This window comes from Acidocella sp. C78, from assembly GCF_907164655.1.
In genome coordinates, this window is sequence record NZ_CAJQZK010000007.1 from 82454 (window position 1) to 107292 (window position 24839).

Below are 24839 nucleotides of genomic sequence, written 5' to 3' on the forward strand. Positions count from 1 at the left end.
GCAAATCCAGGCGAGTATCCCATTACATCCCCACCGCCGCGTCATCCCGCACCCGGTCGCCGGCCATGTTGCCTTGCCGCGCGGTCTCGCGCAGCCGGTCTGCCAGCCGCAGCGCGAGCGCCACGATCATTTGCGTCGGGTTTGCGTGGCTCGAGGTCGGGAACACCGAGCTTCCCGCAACGAACAGCCCGGCGACCCCGTGTATCTGGCAGTCTGGGTCGACCACGCTGTCAGCCGGCGAGCGCCCCATCCTCGTGGTTCCGGTCGGGTGTGCGACATCACGGAATGTCTCGGGCAGCGTTCCGCTGTCCGCCACCCAGGCGTCGGGCCTTGCGGACGGAAGGCCGAGCCGGGTGAACTCAGCGCCGAGAACCGCGGTCATCCGCGTCATGGTTCGGATGTCCTGGTGGTTTACCCGCCACTCTATCCGTGCGTGCCGCAGTCCGAGCCGATCTCGCCGTGCCGATAGCGTGACCCTGCTGTTCGGGTCCGGCATCTGCTCGACCATGCAAACGAGGTCCAGCCGGTCGATCTTGCGTGGCAGGCCGATGCGCCGCACGAGATAGTCGTGTGCTCCGCGCATGAGTAACCCGGCATGGGTCGTCACCCGGCCTATGGCCCGCACCCCACCGCGCCCGCGGGTCAGTGCCTTCAGCGCGTTCCAGGGATCATCGGCGGAGATCCGTCCCTCCAGCCAGGCGCTGCAGTTGAGCAGTTCCTCCGCCTCCTGCAACGCAGGACTCAGCCGCCACCCGAGTGCGAAAACCTGTCCGTTATTCAGCCGGTAATGGCCGAACACACGCCGCAGCGCAGCGCTCCCGCGCAGCGCGAACGTGGCGGTCGGCCCGCGCAAATGATCCATCAGGTGCCGCCCCACCAGATCGCGCCCGTTGCCGATGCCGCCCGGCACTTGGCTGTCGGCGTTCAGCAGCAGCCTTGCATTTTCGATCCCGCCGCAGCAGATCGCCACCATCCCGGTGGCGATCCGCCGCCGCGCCCCGTCCGGCCCTGCCAGCGTGATGCCGCTCACCCGGTCGCAGGATGGGACGAGATGGATGTCGCAGAGCGTCGCATTGGTAACCAGCGTGACATTGTCGCCGAGTTGCGACTTCAGCCTCTGGCCGAAGCGCATGTAATCCCGCCTCCTCGTCGTATCGCGCGAGAACTGCCACAGATGCGGAAGTACCAGAGTTGGGTCGAATTCCGGCAGCGGGCATCGCCGGCCCGCCAGCGCCCAGAACCGTGCGTCGGAAAATCCGGTTCCCGGATCGAGGCCGAGATAGGCGGCGGCGCGGTCGAGATAGGGGGCAAGGTCGCGCGGCGCCAGAGGCCAGCCTGAATGAGGCACCCAGGGGCGGCGCACGAAATCGATGTCATCGAACGGCACGCACCGCCCGCTCCAGGTGTGCGATGTGCCGCCGAGAATGCGGTTGCGCACCAGCCACTGATCCTCCACCCTCGGATAGCCGGCCTGCTCAACCTCGTTGAGCGCGTCGGCCTCGACCTGTCGCGTCTCGTCGCCGCTTTCCAGGAGCAGGATCCGTAGACCCGACCCGGAAAGCTCCCGCGCCAGCGTCGCCCCGGCCGGCCCCGTCCCCGCGATGCACAGATCCGCGGCGCAGTCCGCCTCTGGCAGGTCCGCCGGGACGCGGAAATTTCTCATCCGCTCACCCGCGGCCCTGCGCCGCCAGCCAGCGCCGCGCCCCGGTGAGCGACTGGTTGATGACCTGGTCCATGTCCAGATACTGATATGTGCCGCAGCGCCCGATGAATTCCATCCGCGTCTCGCGCGCGGCCAGATCCTTATAGGCCGCATACAGCGTCTGATACCGGCCGTCCGCGGTTCGCACCGGGTAATACCGTTCCATCCCGTTGTCGCGGTAATCGCACGGCTCCTCGGTGGTCACGCTGCGCCGCCCGGTCTGCCGCCTGCGGTGATGGGGCAGCGCATCCCACCACGTCTCCCTGGTGAACGGTCCGTCATCGGTGAAATTGACCACCGGTGCCGGGGGGGGCGGCCCATCTGGCTCGCTGCGGTGATGGAAGCGGATCGAGCGATAGGGCAGGTCGCCCAGCTCAAAGTCAAAATACTCGTCAATCGGCATCGCGTTGAAGCAGAAGGCGAATTCCTTGAGCATCGCCCGCTCGAATCTGGTCCCCAGCCTCACCTCGATGCCGGGATGCCCGAGAATTTCGCCGAACAGCGCGGTATAGCCGTCCACCGGCATCAGTTGCGTGTCCTCGCTCGCGAAATAGGTATCGACCCTGTCCGTGCGCAACGGAATCCGCTTGACCACCGCGGCGGCCATGTCCTCCAGCTCCTGCTGCCACATCTTCCGGGTGTAGGGGCGGAAGAACAGGTCGGTCAGCTCGCGGCCGATGGTTGCGTAGAGATGTTCGGCGGCATTGCGGGGCTGCGGAAAATCGAGCGCCACCCGGGCGAGATGCGCCTGCACCTCGGCGCTGGTCTCGTAGTTCGTGCCGAACACCATGTTGACGGTGTCGAGATTGATCGGCAGCGGAGCCATCCGCCCATCCGGCAGCTTCGCGCGAACCTTGTGCTCGTAGGGGACAAACTGCCCGAACCGGCGGATCCACTCCAGCACCGGCGCCGAGCGCGTATGGAACAGATGCGGACCGTAGACATGCACCCGTACCCCGTTCTCGTCCTCCTGGTCATAGGCATTGCCGCCGATATGCGGGCGCTGGTCGATAACCACGACCCGGTATCCCGCCTCGGCCAGCGTGCGCGCATAGACGGAGCCCGAAAATCCTGCCCCGACCACCAGAATCGTCATATCCGCTCCCTTGCCCATCCTGTGCCCCGACACGCTCAGTCGGCCTCTGCCGGCAGGCTGGCGTCGGCGCGCCGCGCCTGGCGTTCGAGCCACGCCGTCTCGATCTCGCGCAGTGCGTGGCGCAGATCTAGCGCCGGTTTCTCGATGAAATGCCACGATATTGCAGCCGCCCCAACCGAGAGCGGCAGCGCGATCAGAAGATTGCCTTCCCAGCTGCGCGCCGCTGGCAGGAACTGCCAGCACGCCTGCTGGATCATGAAGCTTGAGAGATAGATGCCATAGGAATAGTCGGCTTTGCCCAGCCACCGGCGCTTCGGATTTCTGAGCCCCAGATAGACCGTGACATAGGCGGCGGGCAGCGGCGCAAGGAAGTCGCCATAGGGTATGAAGCCGAGGCAGGACGCCGCCACCGCCGCCGCGACGAGGCAGAGCGGCCGCGAATACGGTACGATATCCCGATACTGGTAGAGGCTGACCCCCCAGAGCGAGCAGACAATGAGAAGCGCGCCGTTGGGCATGCCCGGTACCGGCACCAGCACCCCGCCATGCCGTATCAGGGTTGTGGCCAGATATGCGAAGGTCATCCCCACCGCCGCGGCCGGCGCAAGGCTTCGCCTGCGGCTTAGCCCCAGCACAGCCAGCCCGGCGAGCACGACATAGCTCGCCACCTCGAAGGGAATGGTCCAGAGTTGCCCGTTCACCACCCCAGGCAGCGGGTTGTCGATAAATACGCCTGGCAGCCCGAAATGCACGCTGCCGACGATGTTCAGCAGATAGGTGTAGAGACTGGGGCTATGGAAATATCGTCCAAGCGTGTCGCGCGTCGCCAGAGGTCCGAGCACGAGGGCCGCCAGCAAGACCTTGAAGGTCAGGGCGGGCATCACCCGCAACCCCCGCAGCCCGAGAAACAGCGCCACGGTGCGGCATCGCGCCAGACTCCCGGCCACGAGGAAGCCGCTGAGTGCGAAAAAAGCCGGCAGGATGAACCGCACGAGCGGGCGCAGCGGGCTCAGAAACACCGCCATTTCCGCCTGCATCCCGTGCGATACCGCGGCGACGTGCAGAACGACTACAGACACTGCCAGAATCAGTCGCAGGTCGTCGAAACCGCTGCTGCGGCCGCCAGTTTCCGCCATACGGCCAGATATCGAGGTGGTCCTCACGCTGTGTCCTGTCTGTCACCGTTTGTGGGCCGACCGAGCCATGTCGCCGCAACCGAAATAAATTTAAATTAACAACATCGCAATAAAAATAATTAGATTTTTTTTATAATTTTACTTTTTTTGAACAGATGGCTGACTGTTTGCCAAATGTCACGCGATTTGCCACCAAGTGCGGGTGCCCAACCTTTTCCTCTCCTTGCGGCCTTCCCTCCGTGGCCTGAGCTATGCGGCATTCGCGGGATTTTGCGTCGCTCTCGCGGCCGTGGTCGCGTTGCGTGGCAGTATGGGAAGGGCAGGGGGCGGCACGCGGATTGACCTGTCCGTCTATCACGTCACATTCCTCGACCGCTTCCAGACCCTCAGCCTCTCAGCCCATGGGCCCGACACGGTATGGAGCGCCCACACGCCCTGGGGAGGCGATTTCGGCGACGCCGCCTTCGCCAATCCCTCGCCGGAAGTGTTCCGTATCACCCCGCAAGGGCTTTCCATCATCGCCAGCAAAACGGCAGGAGGAAAGTGGCGTTCCGGGCTGATCAGCTCGGCCTATCGGGACAATGATCCGCATGCCGGATTCACCCAGAAATACGGATATTTCGAAATGACAGCGGAATTGCCGGGTGGAATGGGGACCTGGCCGGCGTTCTGGCTGATCGGCATGGACAAGCGCGACTTCGCCGACGAGATCGACGTGATCGAGTATTACGGCGGCTTTCCGCGCTACTTCCATGCCACCGAGCATGTCTGGGTGCGCGGCCGCAACGCCCTGCTGCGCAGCCGACTGGTTCGGGTTCCGGACGGTCTGCTGACCTCCCGGTTCAATCGTTTCGGGGTGCTGATCACGCCACGGACCACGAGTTTCTATCTCAACCGCCGCCGTTTCTGGTCGACCCCGACGCCGCCGCAATACCGCCAGCCAATGTATATGCTGGCCGATCTCGCGCTCGGTGGCGGCTGGCCGATTGGCAACCTCACCTCGCCGCTGACCCTGCGCATCCGCCAGATCAAGGTCTGGCAGCGCGACCGGCCGTGGCCATGCGATCGTGAAAATTAAATTATGCAGGTCTCGACAGACAGTGTTGTTGGATCAAAAAAATTACTCTAAAAAAATAATTTCGTATTTATTATCATTTTTTAAACAACCCTGATGCTTTGATGGCGTGTCGGGGTGAGGAGAGCCGCCATCCAGGCCCTGCGCGACATATCGGCCCGCCAGTCCGACCAGACCACGCATTATCTCGTCCTCGACGGTATGCGAGGCATCGCCGCGGTTACCGTGCTGGCATTTCACGTCACGGAATATTTCCGTCTGCCGTTCAAGCCCGTCCACGGCTATCTCGCCGTCGATTTCTTCTTCATGCTCAGCGGGTTTGTCATCGCTCACGCCTATGACCGGCAGTTGCGCGGCGGCATGAGCTTTCCCGGCTTCCTGCGCTTGCGGCTGATTCGGCTTTATCCCCTTGCGGGGCTCGGTGTGCTGTTCGGCACCGCCGGCTATCTCGTTGCCGCCACCGCCCCCGGCGGTCCCGGCGCCAGCGCCGTCCTGCGGGCAGCGCTGGCAAACGCGCTGCTGCTGCCCACCCGATCCCTGCTTGGCTTCCGCCCCTGGGCCTTCCCGCTCGACACGCCGCTATGGTCGCTATCGATCGAGTTGATGGTGAACATTATTTACGCTTTGTGCTTCCGCTGGCTCACGCGCGCCAGCCTTCTCGCCACCTGCCTTCTCGGCGCCGTGCTGATGGGCGCTACCGCGTTGCATTATCACGGGCTGAATGCCGGCTATCGCTGGATCGATCTTTGGGCCGCAGCGGCGCGGGTGGTCTTCCCCTTCTCTGTCGGCCTGTTGATGCGCCGTGCCATTCTTCCATCCCCTGCCGCGGCGCCGGCGCGCGCCGCCTGGCGCACCGCCGCGCACGCCACGGTGCCGCTGCTTCTCCTGCTCCTCGCCGCGCCATTGCCGCTGGGTGCCTGGTTCGATATCGCGGCGGTGCTGCTCGCTTTTCCGGCCCTGGTCGCTGCCGGCGCACTCGCCACGCCCAGCCGCCGTCTTGATCCGGTCTGGAAATGGCTCGGAGCGCTCTCTTATCCGCTCTACGTCCTGCATTACCCGCTGGTCGCCGGGCTCGCGGACCTCGCGAATCATCACTTGCATCGCCTTGCTCCAGAACTCGCACTTCTTGCGGCCCTGGCCTCGATCGGCCTCGCCTGGGCGGCTGGCCGGTTCTATGATGTGCCATTGCGCCGTTGGCTCAACCGTGCCGGCCGCGAAGCTGTAAGGCTGCCCGCTGTCGTGCCGCCGGGTGCCGGCTGAGCTTCGCCTGCCCCGCCTCTGTTCATCTTCAATGACGCAGCGAACGGCGCTATCCTGTCCAAAATCTGTGCTGCTGTTGTTACATCACACCATCCGGGCCGCGCAGCGAAGGACACGAAATGCATCTTCCCCATCCGGAATTTCACCTCCTTGGCCGTACCGGCTGGCTCCGCGCCGCTGTGCTCGGCGCCAATGACGGCATCATCTCAACCGCCAGCCTTATACTCGGCGTGATCTCGGCCAGCGGGGTCCGGCACGATGCGTTGGTCGCCGGCGTCGCCGGGCTGGTCGCTGGCGCGATGGCCATGGCCGCCGGCGAATACGTTTCCGTCAGTTCCCAGGCGGATACTGAGTCCGCCGCACTCGACAAGGAGCGCGCCGAACTCGCCGAAAATCCCGCATCCGAACATGCCGAACTTGCCGCAATCTACGTCGCCCGTGGTCTCGACCCTGATCTTGCCGGCGCGGTCGCCACCCAGCTCATGGCGCATGACGCGCTTGGCGCCCATGCCCGCGACGAACTCGGCCTTACCGAATTCACCGCGGCCAATCCGATCCAGGCGGCACTCGCCTCGGCCGCCACCTTCGCCATCGGCGCCGCAGCCCCGCTCACCCTCGCCGTTGTCTTGCCGAAGCCAGTTCTCACCGCCGGGATCGGTCTCGGCGCCCTCATCTTCCTTGCCGTGCTCGGTGCCGTCGGTGGCCGCGCAGGGGGCGCACCGATGGTCAAACCGGCGATGCGCGTCGCCTTCTGGGGTGCCCTTGCCATGGCTGCCACCACCCTGATCGGTCATCTTTTTGGCGCCACAGTGTAAGCGTGTTCGTGCTGCCTCGGCCCTTCACGCTCTTCCGTCACCGGCCTTCCTCCGCCCCTCGGATGGCGAGGGGGCGCGGGATCGGACGTTCAGCCCGCGACCAGAACGTCCCTGATCGCCCCGGTCAGGCGCGCCAGTTCGTCCTGCGCGATGGTCAGCGCCGGGGTGAGATAGACGATGTCGCGGAACGGCCGGATCCACGCCCCGCGCGCGACGAACCGCTCCCGCAACCCCGCCGGATTTTTGCTCCGCTCCAGCTGCACCACGCCGATCGCCCCCTTCACCCGCACATCGACCACGCCCGGCAGCCCCCGGCACGACTCCAGCCCCTCGCGCAGCCAGGCCCCGATTTGCGTGGCCTGCCCCAGCCGGTCCTCGGTCTCGAACAAATCGAGCGAGGCATTCGCCGCAGCGCAGCCGAGCGGATTGGCCATGAAGGTCGGCCCGTGCATCAGCGCCTTCATCGGGTCTTCGCCGAGAAACGCCTCGTACAGGTCGCGGTGCACCACGGTTGCCGCCAGCGGCGAGGTCCCGCCCGTCAGCGCCTTCGACAAGGTGACGATATCCGGCGTCACCCCCGCCTGCTCGAAGGCGAACATCGTTCCGGTCCGCCCGAACCCGGTGAAGATCTCGTCGAAGATCAGCGTCAGCCCATACCTGTCCGCCGCCGTCCGCAGCGTCCGCAGCACGGCCTCGTCGTGAAACACCATGCCGCCCGCCCCCTGCACCAGCGGCTCGACGATGATCCCCGCGAGCTCATCCGCGTGCCGCTCCAGCAGCGCCGCGAACGCGGCCTCCGTCGCCGCATCCCGGGGCAGGGGCGCGATCACATGCTCCTGCAACAGCCCGGCGAACAGCGCGTGCATCCCTTCCTCCGGGTCGCACACCGCCATCGTCGCCAGCGTGTCGCCATGATATCCGTCGCGGAAGGCGAGGAATTTGTGCCGCCCGCGCTCGCCGCGATTGAGCCGCGCCTGCACCGCGACCTTCATCGCCACCTCCACCGCGACCGAGCCGGAATCGGTGAAGAACACCCGCTCCAGCCCGTCCGGCATCATCCCTGCCAGCCGCGTCGCGAGGCGATAGGCCGGCTCATGCGCCAGCCCGCCGAACATCACATGCGGCATCGAATCGAGCTGGGCCGCGACCGCTTCACGGATGTGAGGATGATTGTAGCCGTGGCACGACGTCCACCATGAGGCGACGCCATCGATCAGCACCCGCCCGTCGGCCAGATGGATGCTAGATCCCTCCGTCCGCACCGCCGGCAGCGGCAATGGCGCGGTCTGCATCTGCGCATAGGGCAGCCAGACATGCCGCCAGCCGCGCTCCAGCCAGTCGCTCACGAAAGCTTGGTCATCCCGAGCCTGTCGAACAGCGCATTGTCGCGCGCGGCCGCCGGGTTCGCCGTGGTCAGCAGCGTGTCGCCGTAGAAAATCGAGTTCGCGCCGGCGAGGAAACACAGCGCCTGCGCCTCGTCGCTCAGCGCCTCCCGCCCGGCCGACAGCCGCACCCAGGATTTTGGCATGCTGATCCGCGCCGCCGCGATGGTGCGTACGAAATCGATCGGGTCGATCGGCGCGCTCTCGCCGAGTTTCGTGCCCTTCACCGCGACCAGCGCGTTGATCGGCACGCTCTCCGGCGGCGGATCGAGATCGGCGAGGGTCGCCAGCAGCCCGGCCCGGTCGTCGAGATCCTCGCCCATCCCGATGATCCCGCCGCAGCAGACATTGATGCCCGCATCCCGCACCGCCGCCAGCGTGTCCAGCCGGTCCTGGTAGGTGCGGGTGGTGATGATGCTGCCGTAGAATTCCGGCGAGGTGTCGAGATTGTGATTGTAATAGTCGAGCCCGGCCGATTTCAGCCGCGCCGCCTGGTCCGGCCGCAGCATCCCGAGGGTGACGCAGGTTTCCATCCCCAGCGCCTTCACCCCCTCGACCATCGCCGCCACCCGGTCGAGATCGTGGTCCTTGGGCGAGCGCCAGGCCGCCCCCATGCAGAAGCGCTGCGCCCCGGCGTCCTTCGCCCGCTGTGCCGCTTCCAGCACCGGGGCGATGTCCATCAGCTTCGACGCCGGCACCCCCGCGTCGAATCCCGCGCTTTGCGGGCAATAGCCGCAATCCTCCGGGCAGCCGCCGGTCTTGATCGAGAGCAGGGTGGAAATCTGCACCTGGGTCGGGTCGAAATGCTGGCGGTGCACGGTCTGCGCCTGGAAGATCAGCTCGGGCAGCGGCAGCGCCAGCAGGGCGGCGATGCGCGCCCGCGTCGGGGACGGCATGGCAGCAGCGGCAGCAGCGGCAGCAGTGGAAGAATCGAGTGCGATGGACATGGCAAGCTCCGATTTGCCCCAAGGGGTCGAACCGGTGATAAACGCTGCATCCGCGTTCGTGAAGCTTTTGCGGCAGATTGAGACAGGATGACCACGCTCGACCAGTTCGCGACCGACAAGCTCGCCCGGCTCGAGGCCGGCGCCCTCCGCCGCCGCCTGCGCCCGACCGCCCGCGCCGCCGGCGCGATGTTGGAGCGCGACGGGCAGCGGCTGATCTCGTTCTCCTGCAACGACTATCTCAACCTCTCCACCCACCCGGCGGTGATCGACGCCGCGATCGACGCCGCCCGCCGCCACGGCGCCGGCGCCGGCGCCTCCCGCCTCGTCACCGGCGACCATCCGCTCTACCGCGCGCTCGAGGCGCGCCTCGCCGCGCTGAAACAGACGGAAGACGCCGTGGTGTTCGGCTCGGGCTTCCTCGCCAATACCGGCATCATCCCGGCGCTGATGACGCGGGACGATGCGATCTTCGTCGACGAACTCGCCCATGCCTGCATCTGGGCCGGCGCCCGCCTGTCCGGCGCTGCGCTGCACATCTTTCGGCACAACGACCTCGTTCATCTCGCCGAACTTCTCGCCGCCCATCGCCCGGCCGCCCGCCACGCGATGGTGGCGACCGATGGCGTGTTCTCGATGGATGGCGACCTCGCGCCCGTGGGCCAGATGCTCGCCTTGGCGAACGCGCATGACGCCTGGCTGATGACGGACGACGCGCATGGCATCGGCGTCATCAACCAGGGGCGCGGCTCGGCCCACGGCCATAGCGTGCCGTTGCAGATGGGGACGCTGTCCAAGGCGGTGGGCAGTTATGGCGGCTATCTCTGCGCTTCGCATGTCGTGTGCGAGCTGATCCGCAACCGTGCCCGCAGCTTCGTCTACACCACCGGCCTGCCGCCGGCGGTGGTCGGCGCCTCGATCGCGGCGCTCGACCTGATCGCGGCCGATCCCGCCCTGTGCGCCGCCGCGCTCGCCCATGCAAGCCGCTTCTGCGCCGCCCTGGGCCTGGCGCCGGCCGAAAGCCCGATCGTGCCGCTCCTGCTCGGGACCGCCGAGCGCGCCCTCGCGGCCCAGACGGTGCTGGAGGCGGCGGGCTATCTCGTCGCCGCCATTCGCCCGCCCACCGTGCCCGAGGGCACGGCGCGGCTGCGCTTCGCCTTCACCGCGGGGCATTTACCAGAAGACGTCGACCGTCTGGCCCAACTCGTCCGCACCAAAATCATGGGGAGCGCATGAGCCATTTCTTCATCACCGCATCCGGCACCGAGATCGGCAAGACGCATGTCGCCGCCGGCATGATCCGGCATTGGCGGGCCGGTGGCGTTTCCGCGCGGGCGCTCAAGCCGGTTGCCAGTGGCTATGACCCAGTCCTCGCGGCAGAGAGCGATGCTGGCATTCTGTTGCGGGCGATGGGCAGGGCGGCGGTCACCGACGATGACGTTGCCGCCATCTGTCCCTGGCGGTTTCCCGATCCGATCTCACCCGACATGGCGGCGGCGCGATCCGGCCGGCGCATTCCCTTCGATGCGCTCGTCGCTTTCTGCGAGACCGCGCTGGCCGAGGCGCGGGCCCCGCTGCTGGTCGAAGGCGTCGGCGGCGCGATGGTACCGCTGGATGAAACGCATACCGTGCGCGACTGGATCGCCGCACTCGGCCTTGAGGTGGTGCTGGTCGCTGGCGGGTATCTCGGCACGATCAGCCATACGCTCTGCGCCGTCGAGGCGCTGCGCGCGCGCGAGATTCCGATTGCCGCGATCGTCATCAACCCGATGGAACCGCTGCCTGTACCGGTTGGACAGACGCAGGAGACGCTACTGCGTTATCTCGGCACCAGCCCGCCCCCGTTGCTGGTGGATGCGACGCCGGACTGGTTTGCCTGGCTCGACGCGGCCGCCCGACGCTGAGGGATCATGCCCCTCGCGCGCGTGTTGACACCCCCAAAAATCCTATATACCGGTTATCAATAATCTGCGAGGGGAGGCCGACCGATGCGCGCTCTTTTGCCGGATTGCCTGGGCAAGCGGCAATATGTTGCGGCGCGACCCTTCCCTGCACTCTCCACCCGGCTGCGTATTCTGCAGAAGCGATGCACGACACGGCGCCAACCTTGTCAGTTGCCCGCCCTCGAACCGTCGCGCCGGGAGGGGGAATAAGACGTCCAATCAAATAAAATCGAGGGAGATGAAACCAATGATCGGAAAATTACTCGGCGGCGCGGGCATGATTGCGCTTCTGTGCGGTGCGGGTGTGGCCCATGCAGCATCCGGCACGATCGAGATCGGCATGATCGCCGATCTGACAGGCCCCGCAGCGCTCAGTGGCCAGCACAAGGTTGATGGCGCAAAGCTCGCCGTTGACGAGATCAACGCCCATGGCGGCATCGCCGGCAAGAAGATCAAGCTGATTGTCGAGGACGATCGCGGGCAGAATCAGGCCGGCGTCTCGGCCTATCAGAAGCTCGCCGCGAATCAGAACATTGTCGCCATCATCGGCTCGATCCGCAGCACGATCGTGCAGGCGACGCTGCCTTATGTCGCGCGCTACAAGATCCCAACCATGATCGGCGGCACCGATCCGAAGCTGACGCATGTCGGCAACCAGTGGGTGTTCCGTTTCCGGCCGAACGATACCTATGCGTCGGCAACGATGGCCCAGTACGCGGTAAAGACGATGGGCAGCAAGAACGTCGCCGTTCTTTACGATACCGACGCTTTCGGTGCGGCCGGGAATGCGCTGCTCAAGGTGGCGCTGGTGAAGAACGGCGCCAAGGTTGTCAGCGATCAGGGCTATACCACCGCGACGCGGGATTACACGTCGTTTCTGGAGAAGGTCAAAAGTTCCGGCGCCGATACGCTCGCAACCTACATGACCAATTCCGAGGACGAGGCGCAGATGCTCAAGCAGCTGCGCCAGCTGGGTCTCAAGGTGAAGATCATCGGCTCGACCTCGATCGCGACCTCGGTCTGTATCCAGCTTGCTGGCCCCGCGGTCGACGATACCTATGGCGTGTCCGATTTCGTGGCTGATGGCAACGATGCGGCGAAGGCGTTCACCAAACGTTATGTTGCGAAATATAACAGCCAGCCCGACGTGTTCGGTGGGTGGGTCTATGACGCGATGAACGTCCTCAGCCGGGTCATCGCGAAGGATGGCACCGCGCCGGCCGCGATCCAGAAGGGCATTCGCGCGGTGAAGGGCTATCACGGGGTCGAGGGCACCTACACTTTCGACACCAACGGCGATGGGCTGCACGGCTATTGGGTGGTCAAGATCAAGCATCGGAAGGTGATCCCGATTAAATATGTCGGCTGAATGCCGGGCGTCGTCCGGGTGGCTCGTCTCCCGGACGGCGCATTCGTTTTCTGCCGGAATGAAAATCAGCTGACCGGGATATTGTCTGCGTGTTCTCCGAATTCATCCAGCTGACCATCGCGGGACTTGCGGTCGGCAGCATCTATGCGCTGATCGCGCTTGGCTTCGTGCTGATCTATACTTCCGTCAATGTGGTGAATTTCGCCCAGGGCGATTTCGCGATGATCGGCGCCTATTTCATGGTCAGCCTCGTCGTTGTGCTGCATCTGCCTTGGTGGCTCGCGCTGGTACTTGCAGTGGTGGCAACCGGTCTGGTCGGCGCGCTGTTCCAGCTGCTGATCTTTCAGCCGGTGCGAAACCGGCCGCGCAACTTCCTGCCGGTGATGATCGCCACTGTCGGTGCCTCGGTCTTTCTCGAACAGGCCTTCCTGCTGATCTATGGACCGATACCTTACCAGCTGCCGCCGATCTTCAAGGCTGACTCCGTCGCGGTGTTCGGCGTTCATGTCTATCCGCAATACATCGTCATCATCGTTGTCACCGCGGCCATGGTGGCGCTGTTGAACTGGTTTCTCGAACGAACCAAGCTCGGCAAGCAGTTGCAGGCGACGGCGCAGGACCCTGACACGGCGCGGCTGATGGGGATCCGCGTGGCCTGGATGGCGGCGCTGACGTTTGCGATCAGCACCGCGCTCGGCGGGCTTGCGGGATTGCTGATCGCACCCGTCTACACGGTGACGGCGACGATGGGGTCGAGCATCGCGCTCAAGGCTTTCGCCGCGGCGATCGTCGGCGGATTCGGGAGCATGAAGGGGGCGATCGTCGGCGGGCTCGGCATCGGGCTGATCGAGACCTATGGCGCGACCTATATCTCGGGATCGTATCGCGATGCATTTCCGTTCATCGTGCTGATCCTGTTCCTGATCTTCCGGCCATACGGGCTGTTCGGTGAAAAAGTCTCACAGAAGGTCTGACCGGCGCGCCGGCGGCTTCAGGAAAACGACAACATGATCAGGTCGATCGCCAGGTTCCTGCCCTTCATCGCACTGCTGGTGCTGATACCGTTCCTGCTGCCGGGTGGGCGGCTCGGATCGTATTATCTCACGCTGCTCATCCTCTCGCTGTCTTATGCCGTCGCGGCGCTCGGGCTGACGGTTCTGCTCGGTTATTCGGGGCAGATCTCGCTGGCCCAGGCAGCGTTTTTCGGGATCGGCGCCTATACGTTCTCGGTTCTCGCGGTGAACCATCACGTCGGCTACTGGAGTGCTGCGCTGGCGGCGGTGGTGGTGACCACCGGCTTCGGCCTCTTCCTCGGCGCGATCTCGCTCAGGCTCGCCAGCCATTATCTCGCGCTGGTGACGATCGGGTTTCAGATCATCACCGAGCTTGTGCTCAACAACTGGAACGCCATGACCGGCGGTGCCGACGGGATTTCCAACATCCCCCGGCCGAGCCTGTTCGGCTACGCGATCAACAGCGACCACGGGTTCTATTTCATCTCCGTCGCGGTTCTCGTGCTGGCGAGTTATGTTGTGTTCCGCCTGCGCCATTCGCGGCGGTGGCGTCTCGGATTGTGTGGAAATTGCCTTGGGCGGCGTCTCCGGCTGGTGGAACATGACGAGGTCAGGCGACGAGATCAAGATGCATTGAGGCGGGAGGCTCTCCGAGGCTCTGCCACCCGTCGACTTTGCGCATGGAGATCTGTCCGGATGCGAGCAATGACCAGAACAACATCGCCGCGGTTTCGGCCGAGGGCAGGACGGTCTGGGTCTTGATCCGGCGCTTGAACTCCTCATGCAGACGTTCGATCGCATTCGTCGTTCTCGCTGATCTCCACTGGCTTTGGGGCAATCGTGTGAAGGTGAACAGCCGATCGCCGGCTTCTTCGAGGCTGTCGGCTACACCGCGGCATTTCAGACGCCATTTGGCCAGGAACAGCCGACGCCGGCGCATCACCTCGGCACTGGTTTCGGCGTAGATCATGTCGTTGTAGTCGGCGGTGATCTCCTCGTGCAGGGCGTCTGGCGCATGGGCCAGCAGGTTTCGGTGCTTGTGCACGGTGCAGCGTTGCGTCGGCACGTTTGGCCACAGGCTGGCCAGCGCACGTTCGAGGCCGGCGCCACCATCGATCAGCAGCAGTTCCGGAGTGCGCAGGCCGCGGGCGATGAGATCATCGAGCACGGCGCGCCAGGCGGCTTCGCTTTCGCCTCCCATGTTCTTCACCGCCAGCAGCAGCTTCTGCCCATCGCGGCGGACACCAAGCACGACCAGCAGCGAGATGTTGGTCGCTTTCCGGTCGAGCCTGACCTTCACCACGGTGCCGTCCAGGATCAGCCGGACGATGTCATCATCGGCCAGACTGCGCCGGTTCCAGCCTTCCCAGTCCGCCTTCACCTTTCGCCAGGTACGACTGACCACGTCCTTGCCTACCGCCCCCTTGAACAACGCCCCCAATGCCCGCTTCACCCGCCGTGTGTTCGTGCCGGCGAGATAAGTCGCCGCAATCAACGCCTCCGCCTGTTTCGTCATCCGCGCATAACGAGGCAGTGCGGCGCTGCGCCATTCGGCGGTTCCACCTTCAGGCTTTGGCATCCGACCCCGCGGCACCGTGATGTCGAGCGGTCCGAACGAGCCGAGGATTTGCCGATGACGGACACCGTGACGATATCCGGCCGCCGCCTCGCCATCCCGATGGTATCGCCCCCGCCCGAGCGCCGCCGTCAGCTCCTCCTCGAGCATGGTTTCAATGAACCCTCGGATCCGATCCCGAACGCCCGTCTCGATCGGGTCGAACCACGCCGTCCCATCAAACAGCCTGGCTTCCGGCGTTCCTGTGCTATTCTTCTCCATGGCGTGATCTCCATCGGCGCTACAACGCCGAGTCTGGTGGTTGAACTCACCCGGAGATTACGCCACCCAGAATTTCCACACACTTCACGACGCCACCTTCGCGGCTGGGCGGCGCGCTGTTCGCCCTGCGCGAGGATGAAATCGCCGCGTCGGCAAACGGAATCAGCCTGTTCCGGACGAAGGTTCTCGCCTTCGCCGTCTCCGCCGCGCTCGCCGCGATGGGCGGGATTCTCTATGCTTCCGGCTCGCTCTATATCAGCCCGAACGTGTTCAACTTCTACCAGTCCGTCTCCTTCTTCGCGATGGCGCTGGTGGGCGGGCAGGCTTCGATCGTCGGCACCACGCTGGGCGCCGGGCTGATCACCTTCCTGCCGGAAGTGCTGCGCTTCCTGCATGCCTATTACATCGCGGTCTATGGCGTGCTGGTCGTCGTCGTCGTGCTGTTCATGCCCGAAGGGCTATACGGCTTGCTGCTGCGCGGTGTCGGCGCGGTGACGACGCTGGTGCTGGGGCGACGCGAGGATGGTCGGGACGAGGTCGCACATCTCAAGTCTGACGCGGTGCCTGAACGGCCAGTGGCCTCGGATCGGCCGCTTCTGGAAATTCGTGATCTGGCCAAGCATTTCGGCGGCATCAAGGCGGTCAATGGCGTGTCGCTGACGGTCAATCGCGGTGATGTGGCGGTGCTGATCGGGCCGAATGGCTCGGGCAAGACGACGGTGCTGAACGTGCTGAGCGGGATCTACACGGCGACGGCGGGATCGATCGTCTATGACGGGAAGGAGATCACCAATCTCGGCCCGACGCGGATCAACCGGCTCGGCATTTCACGCACCTTTCAGAATATCCGCCTGTTTCCCGAACTGACCGCGTTGGAGAATGTGGCGGTCGGTCATTACCGGCGGGGAACGGTCGGGCTCGCGGGGGCGCTGCTATCGCGGCCGCGCGGCTATCGCGAGGAACGCGAGGCGATGGAAAAGGCAAGGGAGACACTGCACTTTCTCGGTTTCGTCCGGCTCGATGTAAAGGCGAAGAACCTGCCTTACGGGCAGCAGCGCATCGTCGAGATCGCGCGGGCCATCGTCTCCGGCCCCGAGCTTCTGCTGCTCGATGAACCGGCGGCGGGGATGAACCACGAGGAAACCGAGGTGCTGTCGCAGATCCTTTACCGGATCCATGCGCTGGGGGTGACGATGCTGCTGATCGAGCACGACATGAGCTTCGTCTCCAGCGTGGCGACGCGGGCCTATGTGATGGATTTCGGCCAGAAGATCAGCGAGGGATCGGTGAAGCAGGTGCTGTCGGATCCTGCCGTGATGAAGGCGTATCTGGGTGACGATGTCGAATATGCTTGAGGTCAGCAACATCCAGTCGCGCTACGGGCAGGTGACCGCCCTGCACGATATCAGCATCGAGGTAAGGGCGGGTGAGGTCGTCGCCCTGCTCGGCGTCAATGGCGCTGGCAAGTCGACCACGCTCAAGACGATTTCCGGTCTGCTGCACCCGACGCGCGGTGAAGTCCGCTTCGAGGGCGAGCGGATCGACCGGATGGCGCCGGAGGCGATCGTCCGCCGCGGCATCGCGCATGTGCCGGAAGGGCGGCACGTGTTTCCGGGGCTTACCGTGCGCGAGAACCTGATCATGGGCACGTCGAACCGGAAGGTGTCGCGCGCCGAAACCGAGCGTGACATCGAGGGGATTCTCGAAATCTTCCCCGATCTCAAGCGGCTTTACACGCAGATGGGCTGGTCGCTCAGCGGCGGGCAGCAGCAGATGCTGGCGATCGGGCGCGGGCTGATGGCGAAGCCGCGCCTGCTGATGCTGGACGAGCCCTCGCTCGGCCTCGCACCGGTGATCGTCAAGCAGGTGTTCGCGACGATCGCGCGGATCAACGCCCAAGGGACGACGGTGCTGCTGGTCGAGCAGAATGTCAATCTGAGCCTGAAGGTCGCGCATCGCGCCTATCTGCTGGAAACCGGGCGGATCGTGCGGGCGGATACCACCGAGGCGCTGCGCGCTGATGAGGGATTCCGCGCGGCGATGCTGGGTGCCGGCGCCCACTGACGCCAGCGCCGCGGTCACATGACGCTTCATCTGGCGGTCACATGACGCTGCGTCTGGCGGTCACATGACCGCCCCAACCTGCCAGGGCACGAATTCGTTGTCGCCATAGCCGAGCAGTTCGGATTTGGTGCGCGCGCCGGAGGCGACGTCGAGCAGGTGGCGGAAGATCTCTTCGCCCTTTTGCGCGATCGTCATGCCGGCGAGGATGTCGCCGCAATCGATGTCCATGTCGGTTTCCATGCGGCGGTAGAGATCGCTGTTGGTCGCCAGCTTGATCGAGGGCACCGGCTTGCAGCCGAATGCCGAGCCGCGGCCGGTGGTGAAGCACAGGATGTTGGCGCCGCCGGCGACCTGGCCGGTGACCGAGACGGGGTCGTAGCCGGGCGTGTCCATGAAGACGAACCCGCGCTCGGTGACCGGGTCGGCATAGCGGTAGACCGCAGTGAGTGGGGTGGTGCCGCCCTTGGCCACGGCGCCGAGGGATTTTTCGAGAATGGTGGTCAGCCCGCCAGCCTTGTTGCCGGGTGAGGGGTTGTTGTTCATCTGTCCGCCGGTGCGGGCGAGATAGTCGCGCCACCAGTCGATCCGCGCCAGCAGGTCGTCGGCGACGCGGCGGCTCGCGGCGCGGTGCACAAGAAGGTGTTCGGCGCCGTAGATTTCCGGCGTTTCCGACAGGATCGCGGTGCCGCCGTGGCGCACCAGAATGTCCGCCGCCTCGCCGAGTGCGGGGTTGGCGGTGAGGCCGGAATAGGCGTCCGACCCGCCGCATTGCAGGGCGAGAACAAGATGCGAGGCGGGCAGGGGCTCGCGCCGCGCGGCGTCGGCGCGGGGCAGGATCTCGCGCAGCGCGGCGAGCCCGGCCTCGATCGTCGCGGGCGTGCCGCCGGAATCCTGGATCGTCATCCAGTGAAAGCGGGGATCGTCCTTCAGCCCGTAGCGGGCGGTCATCCGCGCGATCTGCAGCACCTCGCAGCCCAAGCCGATGAACAGCACGCCGGCGACGTTCGGGTTGCAGGCCGCCCCCCAGAGCGTGCGTTCGAGCAGCTCGTAGCCCTCGCCGTCGGCCGCCATGCCGCAGCCGGTGCCGTGGGTGAGCGGGACGATGCCGTCGACATTCGGAAACCCGTCGAGCAGGCCGCTCCGTTCCGCCCGCAGCGCGATCTGGCGGGCGACGGTGGCGGCGCAGTTCACCGAGCTCAGAATGGCGATGTAGTTGCGCGTGCCGACCTGGCCGTTGGCGCGGCGGAAGCCCATGAACGTCGCCGGGGCGGCGACGGGTTCGACCGGCTTCACCGCGCCGAGCGTGTAGTCGCGCGCGAATTCGTGAACCTCGACATTGTGTTCGTGCACCCAGGCGCCGGGGGCGATGGCCTCCTTCGCAAAGCCAATGATCTGGCCGAACTTGCGCACCGGCGCGCCGGCCTCGATCGGGGCGGCGGCGATCTTGTGCCCGCGGGGAATGCGCGCCGAGGTCACCAGGCCCTCGGCGACGCCGGTGCCGGATGCGATCGGCTCTATCGCCACGAGGACGTTGTCGGCGTCGTTCAGGCGCACGGTGGTGGGAGCGTTCATGGGTCTGGTTCCGTTTCTCGCCTAGGCGCGGGGCGGCGGTGCGCCCCGGTCGTTGAAGGGAATATATCGGTTTGTATTTTTCCGATAAACGGCAGTCCGGTCAAGCGCCGGCGGGCCGCCCCGCGCGCTGGGCCACCTCGCCGGCATCGGGCGAGAAGTAGTCGCGCCGCTCGGCGATCAGCAGGCGCACGGTTTCGAACACCCGGTCGAGATGCGTCTGCATGGCGGCGGCGGCGCGCTCGGCATCGCGCCGCATCAGCGCGTCGAAGATCGCCTGGTGCTCGGCGAGCACGGTTTCGGCGTGGTGCGGGCGCGGGAAGCCGAGGCGGCGGATGCGGTCGAGCTGCGCCTTGGCGCCGTTGATGATGCGCCAGACCGTGGGCGAGGCGCCGCATTCGCTGATGAGGCGGTGGAAATCCTCGTCCAGCAGGTAGAACCCATCGAAGTCGCGGGCTTCGGCGGCCTTGTGCTGGGCTTCCATATTCGCGGCCAGCGCGCGTTCGACGGCAAGGTTCATCCGCGATGAGGCGAGCCGCACCACGCGCATCTCCAGCGCGTCGCGCACCATCTGGCCGTCGAACGCGTCCTGGATATGGATGGGAGCGACGCTGGTGCCCAAATTCGGCACCACGGTAACCAGGTTTTCCGCCGCGAGTTGCAGGATCGCCTCGCGCAACGGCGTGCGCGACACGCCGAGCCGGGCGCAGATTTCCCGCTCGTTGATTGCCGCCCCTGGCGGGAGCTTGAGCTGGACGATGCCGTTGCGGATGATCGTGTAGATTTGCGCCGTCTTGCCGATCGCGGGGTCGAGCCACACCGCCGCAAGCGACGCGAGGAAAGGGTCTTCCGGTTCATCGCCGGTGAATCCGGCTTCATGTTTGCGGGGACGCGGCATCTGCCTTCTTGGTCCGGTGCGCTTTTTCGGTCAAGTCGGGGTAGGGCGCCCGGAGCCCTTTCCGATCCCGCCGGATCGGATAAAGATGGTGGGACTTATGGGCGGATCGGCTGGCCGTTCAGCGCGCGCCTCCGTGCGCTGGACTGACAAGGGGAAAGGGCGGGGCGATGGAAGAGACCTGGCGCTGGTTCGGGCCGGAAGATCCGATCCCGCTCGCCCATGTCCGGCAGGCGGGGGCGACCGGCGTGGTGACGGCGCTGCACGACATCCCCCCCGGCGAGCCCTGGCCGGTCGCCGCGGTGCAGGCGCGTCGCGACGCGATCGAGGCCGCCGGGCTGCGCTGGAGCGTGTGCGAGTCGATCCCGGTGCCGACCGGCATCAAGTGCCGAGACAGTCACTGGCCGCGCCTCGTCGGGGCGTGGAAGGACTCGCTCGCCGCGGTGGCGCGGGCGGGGGTGGGCGTGATCTGCTACAATTTCATGCCGGTGATCGACTGGACCCGCACCGAACTCGCCCACGAGATGCCGGACGGGGCGAAGGCGCTGCGCTTCGACATGGTGGATTTTATTCTCTACGACGCCTTCGTGCTGCGCCGCGCCGGGGCGGCGGAGGGCTATCCGGCGCCGCTGGTCGCGCAGGCGGAGGCGCGGATGGCGGCCTGCGACGCGCAGGCGCTGGAGCGGCTGGAGCGGACCATCATCGCCGGCCTGCCGGGCGGGGCGGCGTCGCAGACGCGGGAGACCATCGCCGCCGAGATCGCGCGGTTCGATGGGCTGGACGACGCGGCGGTGCGCGCCAACCTGGGCGATTTCCTGCGCGAGGTGGTGCCAGTGGCCGAGGAACTCGGCGTGCGGCTCGCGATCCATCCCGACGATCCGCCGGTGAAGCTGTTCGGCCTGCCGCGCGTGGTCTCGACGCTGGAGGATCTGGCGACGCTGTTCCAGGCGGTGCCCTCGCGGGCGAACGGGCTGACGCTCTGCGCCGGCTCGCTCGGGTCGCGCGCGGATAACGACGTGCTGGCGATCGCCGAGACGTTCCGCAGCCGCATCCATTTCGTCCATCTGCGCAACGTAACGGTCGAGCCGGACGGCTCCTTCGTCGAGGCGCCGCATCTCGACGGGCGGACCGACATGGTGGCCATGCTCGCCCTGCTGCTGCGCGAGGAACGCGAGGCGGCGACGGCGGGGCGGCGGGCGTCGATCCCGTTACGGCCGGATCATGGGCATCTGCTCGCCGCCGATGCGGCGCGGCGGGTCAATCCCGGCTATTCCTATATCGGCCGGCTGCGCGGGCTGGCGGAATTGCGCGGCGTGATCCGCGCGCTCGAAGCCACGGCGCCGGCGGCCTGATGTTCGTCGCCATCGGCGAGTGCCTCGCGGAGTTCGCGCCGAACGAGGCGGGCGGCTACACGCTCGGTTTCGCGGGCGATACGTTCAACGCCGCCTGGGCGGCGCGGGTGCGGCTGCGCGGTGCCGTGCCGGTGCGCTACGTGACCGCGATCGGGACCGACTGGATGTCGGACGCGATGCGCGCGCGGATCGAGGCGGCCGGGATCGATGCGGCGTTCGTGCGGCGGGTCGAGGGCGCGTCGGTCGGGCTTTACGTGATCCGGGTGGAGGCGGGCGAGCGGAGCTTCGCCTATTGGCGGCGGCACTCGGCGGCGACGCATCTGGCCGACGATCCGGCGTTCCTCGCACGGGCGCTGGCGGGCGCGCGGCTCGTGCTGGTCTCGGGCATCACACTGGCGATCCTGCCGCCGGCGGGGCGGGCGGCGCTGCTGGACGTCCTCGGCGCGGCGCGGGCGGCGGGGGCCGAGATCGCCTTCGATACCAATTACCGCCCGGCGCTGTGGCGCGACGCCGACGAGGCGCGGGAGATCGTCCGGCGCGTGCTGCCGCTCGTGGATATCGCGCTGCCGACCTTCGAGGACGAGGCGGCCCTGTTCGGCGACGCGGCGCCGGCGGCGACGGTCGCGCGACTGGCGGCGGCGGGGGTGCGGGATATCGTCGTCAAGAACGGCACAGCGGCGACGCTGGGGCGCTTTGGTGCGGACAGCTTCGAGGTGGTGCCGCGCGAGGTGGTGACGCCGGTGGATTCGACCGGCGCGGGCGATGCGTTCAACGGCACCTTCCTCGCCTGCCGGATGCAGGGGATGGCGCCCGCTTCTGCGGTGGCGGCGGCGCAGGCGGTGGCGGCGCGGGCGGTGCTGACGCGCGGCGCGCTGATCGCCGAAGAGGCGTGAGCCGGGCTCAGAGCACTTTCCGATCCTTTTGGATCGGATGTAGTGCTCTATCATGCTGATAAACTGAGCATCTTTATCCGATCAGATGACTCCATCTGATCGGATGATGCTCTAGCCCCGGTAGATGCGCGCGGCGTTGCCGCCGAACACCGCGTCCATCGCATCAGGTGCTATCATCCCGGTGAGGGCTTCCGCCGCGCCGCGCCAGGCATCGTAGGAGGCGGCGAGGGTGAGCACCGGCCAGTCGCTGCCCCAGAGAATCCGGTCCGGCCCGAAGGCCTCGAACACCGTTCGCACATAGGGGACGAGCGCGTCGAATCCCGCGCCAGGTGCGGCTTCGGTGATGAGGCCGGAGAGCTTGCAGGCGATCGCGGTATCGGCGGCGAGGCGGTGCAGCGCGTCGGCCCAGGCGGTGTGGCCGCGCTGCGCGATCGGCGGCTTGGCGGCATGGTCGAGCACCATGGCGAGGCCGGGATGCCGGCGGGCGAGTTCGCGGCAGCGCGGCAGATGCGCGGGGCGGACCAGCAGGTCGAGCACCAGGCCGGCGCGTTCCATCGCGGCGAGGGCGGGTTCGATGTCCGGGCGCAAAATCCAGTCGGGATCGGCGATGTCCTGCAGCATCGGGCGCAGGCCGGCGAGGCGCGGTTCGCCGGCGAGGGCGGCGATGCGGGCGGGCGCGTCCGCCGCCGCGAGATCGGTCCAGCCGACCACGGCGCGGACGAAGCCGCCGGCGCGGGCGGCGATGTCGAGCAGGAAGCGCGTTTCCGCCTCGGTGGGCGCGGCCTGGACGAGGATGACGGCGTCGATCCCCGTCGCGGTGCGGCTTGCCTCGTCGAGCGTGATCTCGCGGCAGATCGGCAGGTCCGGCGTCAGCCAGCCATAGTCGCCACGGGCGGGCGACCAGAGATGCAGGTGGGCGTCGATGCGCATCAGGCGGTCAGCGCGCGGTCGAGATGAACGTAGCCGCCATCGACGACATGATGCTGGCCGGTGACGTGCGAGGCGGCGACGGAGAGCAGGAAGACGACGCTCGCCGCGATTTCCGCCGGCGTCGTCATGCGCGCGCCGAGCGGGATGGTGCGGGTGATGGCGGCGCGGCGGGCGTCGGGATCGGGCTGGGCGGACAGCCATTGGTCGTACATCGGCGTGGAGACCTCGGCGGGCAGGACGGCGTTGACCCGTATGCCATCGGCGGCGAGTTCGGCGGCCCATTCGCGGGTGAGACCGAGCAGGCCGCCCTTGGCCGCGGCATAGCCGCTGGTGCCGCCCTGGCCGGTGAGGGCGACCTTTGAGGCGATGTTCACCACCGCGCCGCGCGACTGGCGCAGATGCGGCAGGCACAGATGCATCAGGGTGAAGCACTGCACGAGATTGCGTTCGAGCGAGGCGCGGAAGGCGGCGAGGGCGATATCGAGCGTGCCGCCAAGCCCGGCGCGGTCGTTCACGCCGGCATTGTTCACCAGCCCGTCGATCCGGCCGTGGCGCGCGGCGATGGCGGCGATGGCCGCGGCGCAGGCGGCGTCGTCGGTCAGGTCGAGGCGGTGATGCTCGCCGGGTGCTGCGGCACGGTCGAGCACGACCGGCACCGCGCCAGCGCCGGCGAGCGTGTCCACCACCGCGGCGCCGATTCCCGAGGCGCCGCCGGTGACGATAATGATCTTTCCATTGAGCCCAAGTTCCATCTTTGCTCCCTCCCTCACGGATTACGCGAATTTATTATTGTGTATACGCAATGAAAATTGCGAGACATGCTGACGAGGCTATCAATCGGGTTCTCGCCGCGCAAGCCGGCCCACGATCCCGCGATGGTGAGAAACGGGCACGCGCTTCCCGCTTGTCAGCGTTGCCGCATATCGATATTCTGCAACTCAATGGCTGGTGCTGAAGCGCCGGCGGAGGGAGGAAAAACGATGCGAGCGAACGACCCAGCAACGGGCGCGCCGGTCGGAACGGAGATCACGGCGTGAGCGTGCCCGCCCTCGAGGTGCGCGGCGTCGACAAGCGGTTCGGCGCGATCGAGGTGCTGCGCGGCGTGTCGCTCGAAGTGGCCCCCGGCGAGGTGCTCGGCGTGGTTGGCGACAACGGGGCCGGCAAGTCCACCCTGATGAAGGTGATTTCCGGCGTGCACCGGGCCGATTCCGGCTCGATCCGGCTCGGCGGCGAGGAGATGTCGTTCCGCTCGCCGCGCGATGCGCGCAATGCCGGGATCGAGACGATCTATCAGGATCTCGCCCTTGCCGATCATCTCGATGTGGGCGCCAACATCTTCCTTGGCCGCGAGCCGATGCGGCGCTTCATGGGCCTGGTGCCGATGCTCGACGAGCGGAAGATCCATGGCGAGATCGCCGCCCTGCTGGCGCGGATCGAAAGCCATATTCCCGACCCGATGACCCGCGTGCTCGACCTCTCCGGCGGGCAGCGCCAGGCGGTGGCGATCGCGCGCGCGCTCTACTGGCGGGCGAAGGTCGTCATCATGGACGAGCCGACGGCGGCC

The 24839-nt window shown here is 66.4% G+C and carries 22 protein-coding genes and 1 pseudogene; 13 read left to right on the forward strand and 10 right to left on the reverse strand.

All coding sequences use genetic code 11. The features are described 5' to 3' along the window. Window positions 1-22: 22 nt before the first annotated feature. From ACIDOCELLA78_RS000000102765 to ACIDOCELLA78_RS000000102775, 3 genes are read right to left on the reverse strand one after another with little or no spacing between them, the layout of a single operon-like run. Window positions 23-1663: a GMC oxidoreductase gene (locus ACIDOCELLA78_RS000000102765; RefSeq protein ID WP_201728281.1), complete on the reverse strand. Its 1641-nt coding sequence runs from the start codon at window positions 1661-1663 to the stop codon at window positions 23-25. A gap of 4 nt (window positions 1664-1667) precedes the next feature. Further along, on the reverse strand, window positions 1668-2798 hold the full coding sequence (locus ACIDOCELLA78_RS000000102770; protein WP_201728282.1) for a UDP-galactopyranose mutase: 1131 nt from the start codon (window positions 2796-2798) through the stop codon (window positions 1668-1670). Between the two features lie 35 nt (window positions 2799-2833). After that, window positions 2834-3934 carry an acyltransferase gene (locus ACIDOCELLA78_RS000000102775; protein ID WP_283770824.1) on the reverse strand — a complete coding sequence of 367 codons (1101 nt, stop codon included), beginning with the start codon at window positions 3932-3934 and terminating at the stop codon, window positions 2834-2836. A 202-nt stretch (window positions 3935-4136) separates the two neighbouring features. On the opposite strand from ACIDOCELLA78_RS000000102775, the gene ACIDOCELLA78_RS000000102780 reads away from it, so the two are divergent. The 3 genes from ACIDOCELLA78_RS000000102780 to ACIDOCELLA78_RS000000102790 all read left to right on the forward strand — a co-directional run bounded on the left by ACIDOCELLA78_RS000000102780 (window position 4137) and on the right by ACIDOCELLA78_RS000000102790 (window position 7084). Beyond that, a complete protein-coding gene (locus ACIDOCELLA78_RS000000102780) occupies window positions 4137-5012 on the forward strand; it encodes a glycoside hydrolase family 16 protein (protein ID WP_214006276.1) in 876 nt (291 codons plus the stop codon). Window positions 5013-5126: 114 nt separating this feature from the next. Then, on the forward strand, window positions 5127-6269 hold the full coding sequence (locus tag ACIDOCELLA78_RS000000102785; protein WP_201728285.1) for an acyltransferase: 1143 nt from the start codon (window positions 5127-5129) through the stop codon (window positions 6267-6269). Between the two features lie 119 nt (window positions 6270-6388). Beyond that, the gene (locus ACIDOCELLA78_RS000000102790; protein ID WP_201728286.1) at window positions 6389-7084 is read left to right on the forward strand and encodes a VIT family protein; all 696 of its coding nucleotides are present in this window, start codon (window positions 6389-6391) and stop codon (window positions 7082-7084) included. A gap of 89 nt (window positions 7085-7173) precedes the next feature. On the opposite strand, the gene ACIDOCELLA78_RS000000102795 is transcribed toward ACIDOCELLA78_RS000000102790, so the two are convergent. Further along, complete coding sequence (locus ACIDOCELLA78_RS000000102795) at window positions 7174-8430, reverse strand: adenosylmethionine--8-amino-7-oxononanoate transaminase (RefSeq protein ID WP_201728287.1); 1257 nt, start codon at window positions 8428-8430, stop codon at window positions 7174-7176. Further along, entirely contained in the window at window positions 8427-9413 is a 987-nt protein-coding gene (bioB, locus tag ACIDOCELLA78_RS000000102800; protein WP_201728288.1) for a biotin synthase BioB, read from the reverse strand. The genes ACIDOCELLA78_RS000000102795 and bioB overlap by 4 nt, the downstream gene beginning before the upstream one ends. Window positions 9414-9500: 87 nt before the next feature. On the opposite strand from bioB, the gene ACIDOCELLA78_RS000000102805 reads away from it, so the two are divergent. The 5 genes and pseudogenes from ACIDOCELLA78_RS000000102805 to ACIDOCELLA78_RS000000102825 all read left to right on the forward strand — a co-directional run. Beyond that, a complete protein-coding gene (locus ACIDOCELLA78_RS000000102805) occupies window positions 9501-10646 on the forward strand; it encodes an aminotransferase class I/II-fold pyridoxal phosphate-dependent enzyme (protein ID WP_201728289.1) in 1146 nt (381 codons plus the stop codon). Then, entirely contained in the window at window positions 10643-11314 is a 672-nt protein-coding gene (bioD, locus tag ACIDOCELLA78_RS000000102810) for a dethiobiotin synthase (RefSeq protein ID WP_201728290.1), read from the forward strand. Before ACIDOCELLA78_RS000000102805 ends, bioD begins: the two co-directional genes overlap by 4 nt. Window positions 11315-11438: 124 nt before the next feature. Beyond that, window positions 11439-12722: an ABC transporter substrate-binding protein gene (locus ACIDOCELLA78_RS000000102815; RefSeq protein WP_249675492.1), complete on the forward strand. Its 1284-nt coding sequence runs from the start codon at window positions 11439-11441 to the stop codon at window positions 12720-12722. 89 nt (window positions 12723-12811) lie between these two features. Then, entirely contained in the window at window positions 12812-13696 is an 885-nt protein-coding gene (locus ACIDOCELLA78_RS000000102820; RefSeq protein ID WP_201728292.1) for a branched-chain amino acid ABC transporter permease, read from the forward strand. Between the two features lie 33 nt (window positions 13697-13729). Then, window positions 13730-14263: pseudogene (locus ACIDOCELLA78_RS000000102825) on the forward strand (branched-chain amino acid ABC transporter permease); the annotation flags it as partial. A gap of 82 nt (window positions 14264-14345) precedes the next feature. On the opposite strand, the gene ACIDOCELLA78_RS000000102830 reads toward ACIDOCELLA78_RS000000102825, so the two are convergent. Then, window positions 14346-15572 carry an IS256 family transposase gene (locus tag ACIDOCELLA78_RS000000102830; RefSeq protein ID WP_201728293.1) on the reverse strand — a complete coding sequence of 409 codons (1227 nt, stop codon included), beginning with the start codon at window positions 15570-15572 and terminating at the stop codon, window positions 14346-14348. A 104-nt stretch (window positions 15573-15676) separates the two neighbouring features. Between ACIDOCELLA78_RS000000102830 and ACIDOCELLA78_RS000000102835 the strand changes: the two genes are divergently transcribed. Both ACIDOCELLA78_RS000000102835 and ACIDOCELLA78_RS000000102840 read left to right on the forward strand, forming a co-directional pair. Next, the gene (locus ACIDOCELLA78_RS000000102835) at window positions 15677-16927 is read left to right on the forward strand and encodes a branched-chain amino acid ABC transporter ATP-binding protein/permease (protein ID WP_283770826.1); all 1251 of its coding nucleotides are present in this window, start codon (window positions 15677-15679) and stop codon (window positions 16925-16927) included. Continuing rightward, the gene (locus ACIDOCELLA78_RS000000102840; RefSeq protein WP_201728304.1) at window positions 16920-17636 is read left to right on the forward strand and encodes an ABC transporter ATP-binding protein; all 717 of its coding nucleotides are present in this window, start codon (window positions 16920-16922) and stop codon (window positions 17634-17636) included. The genes ACIDOCELLA78_RS000000102835 and ACIDOCELLA78_RS000000102840 overlap by 8 nt, the downstream gene beginning before the upstream one ends. Window positions 17637-17696: 60 nt before the next feature. Here ACIDOCELLA78_RS000000102840 and ACIDOCELLA78_RS000000102845 read toward each other — a convergent pair whose 3' ends face one another. Continuing rightward, window positions 17697-19208: a UxaA family hydrolase gene (locus ACIDOCELLA78_RS000000102845; protein ID WP_201728294.1), complete on the reverse strand. Its 1512-nt coding sequence runs from the start codon at window positions 19206-19208 to the stop codon at window positions 17697-17699. Between the two features lie 100 nt (window positions 19209-19308). Next, the gene (locus tag ACIDOCELLA78_RS000000102850; RefSeq protein WP_201728295.1) at window positions 19309-20103 is read right to left on the reverse strand and encodes a GntR family transcriptional regulator; all 795 of its coding nucleotides are present in this window, start codon (window positions 20101-20103) and stop codon (window positions 19309-19311) included. Window positions 20104-20270: 167 nt separating this feature from the next. Between ACIDOCELLA78_RS000000102850 and uxuA the strand changes: the two genes are divergently transcribed. Beyond that, window positions 20271-21452 carry a mannonate dehydratase gene (uxuA, locus tag ACIDOCELLA78_RS000000102855; RefSeq protein ID WP_201728296.1) on the forward strand — a complete coding sequence of 394 codons (1182 nt, stop codon included), beginning with the start codon at window positions 20271-20273 and terminating at the stop codon, window positions 21450-21452. Further along, window positions 21452-22345: a sugar kinase gene (locus tag ACIDOCELLA78_RS000000102860; protein ID WP_201728297.1), complete on the forward strand. Its 894-nt coding sequence runs from the start codon at window positions 21452-21454 to the stop codon at window positions 22343-22345. The genes uxuA and ACIDOCELLA78_RS000000102860 overlap by 1 nt, the downstream gene beginning before the upstream one ends. Before the next feature lie 111 nt (window positions 22346-22456). Here the strand turns inward: ACIDOCELLA78_RS000000102860 and ACIDOCELLA78_RS000000102865 are convergent, their stop codons facing one another. Continuing rightward, on the reverse strand, window positions 22457-23275 hold the full coding sequence (locus tag ACIDOCELLA78_RS000000102865; RefSeq protein WP_201728298.1) for an amidohydrolase: 819 nt from the start codon (window positions 23273-23275) through the stop codon (window positions 22457-22459). Beyond that, complete coding sequence (locus tag ACIDOCELLA78_RS000000102870; RefSeq protein WP_201728299.1) at window positions 23275-24027, reverse strand: SDR family oxidoreductase; 753 nt, start codon at window positions 24025-24027, stop codon at window positions 23275-23277. The genes ACIDOCELLA78_RS000000102865 and ACIDOCELLA78_RS000000102870 overlap by 1 nt, the downstream gene beginning before the upstream one ends. A 281-nt stretch (window positions 24028-24308) precedes the next feature. Between ACIDOCELLA78_RS000000102870 and ACIDOCELLA78_RS000000102875 the strand changes: the two genes are divergently transcribed. Further along, window positions 24309-24839 (forward strand): ATP-binding cassette domain-containing protein (locus ACIDOCELLA78_RS000000102875; RefSeq protein ID WP_201728300.1); only part of this gene is annotated, 531 nt, incomplete at its 3' end.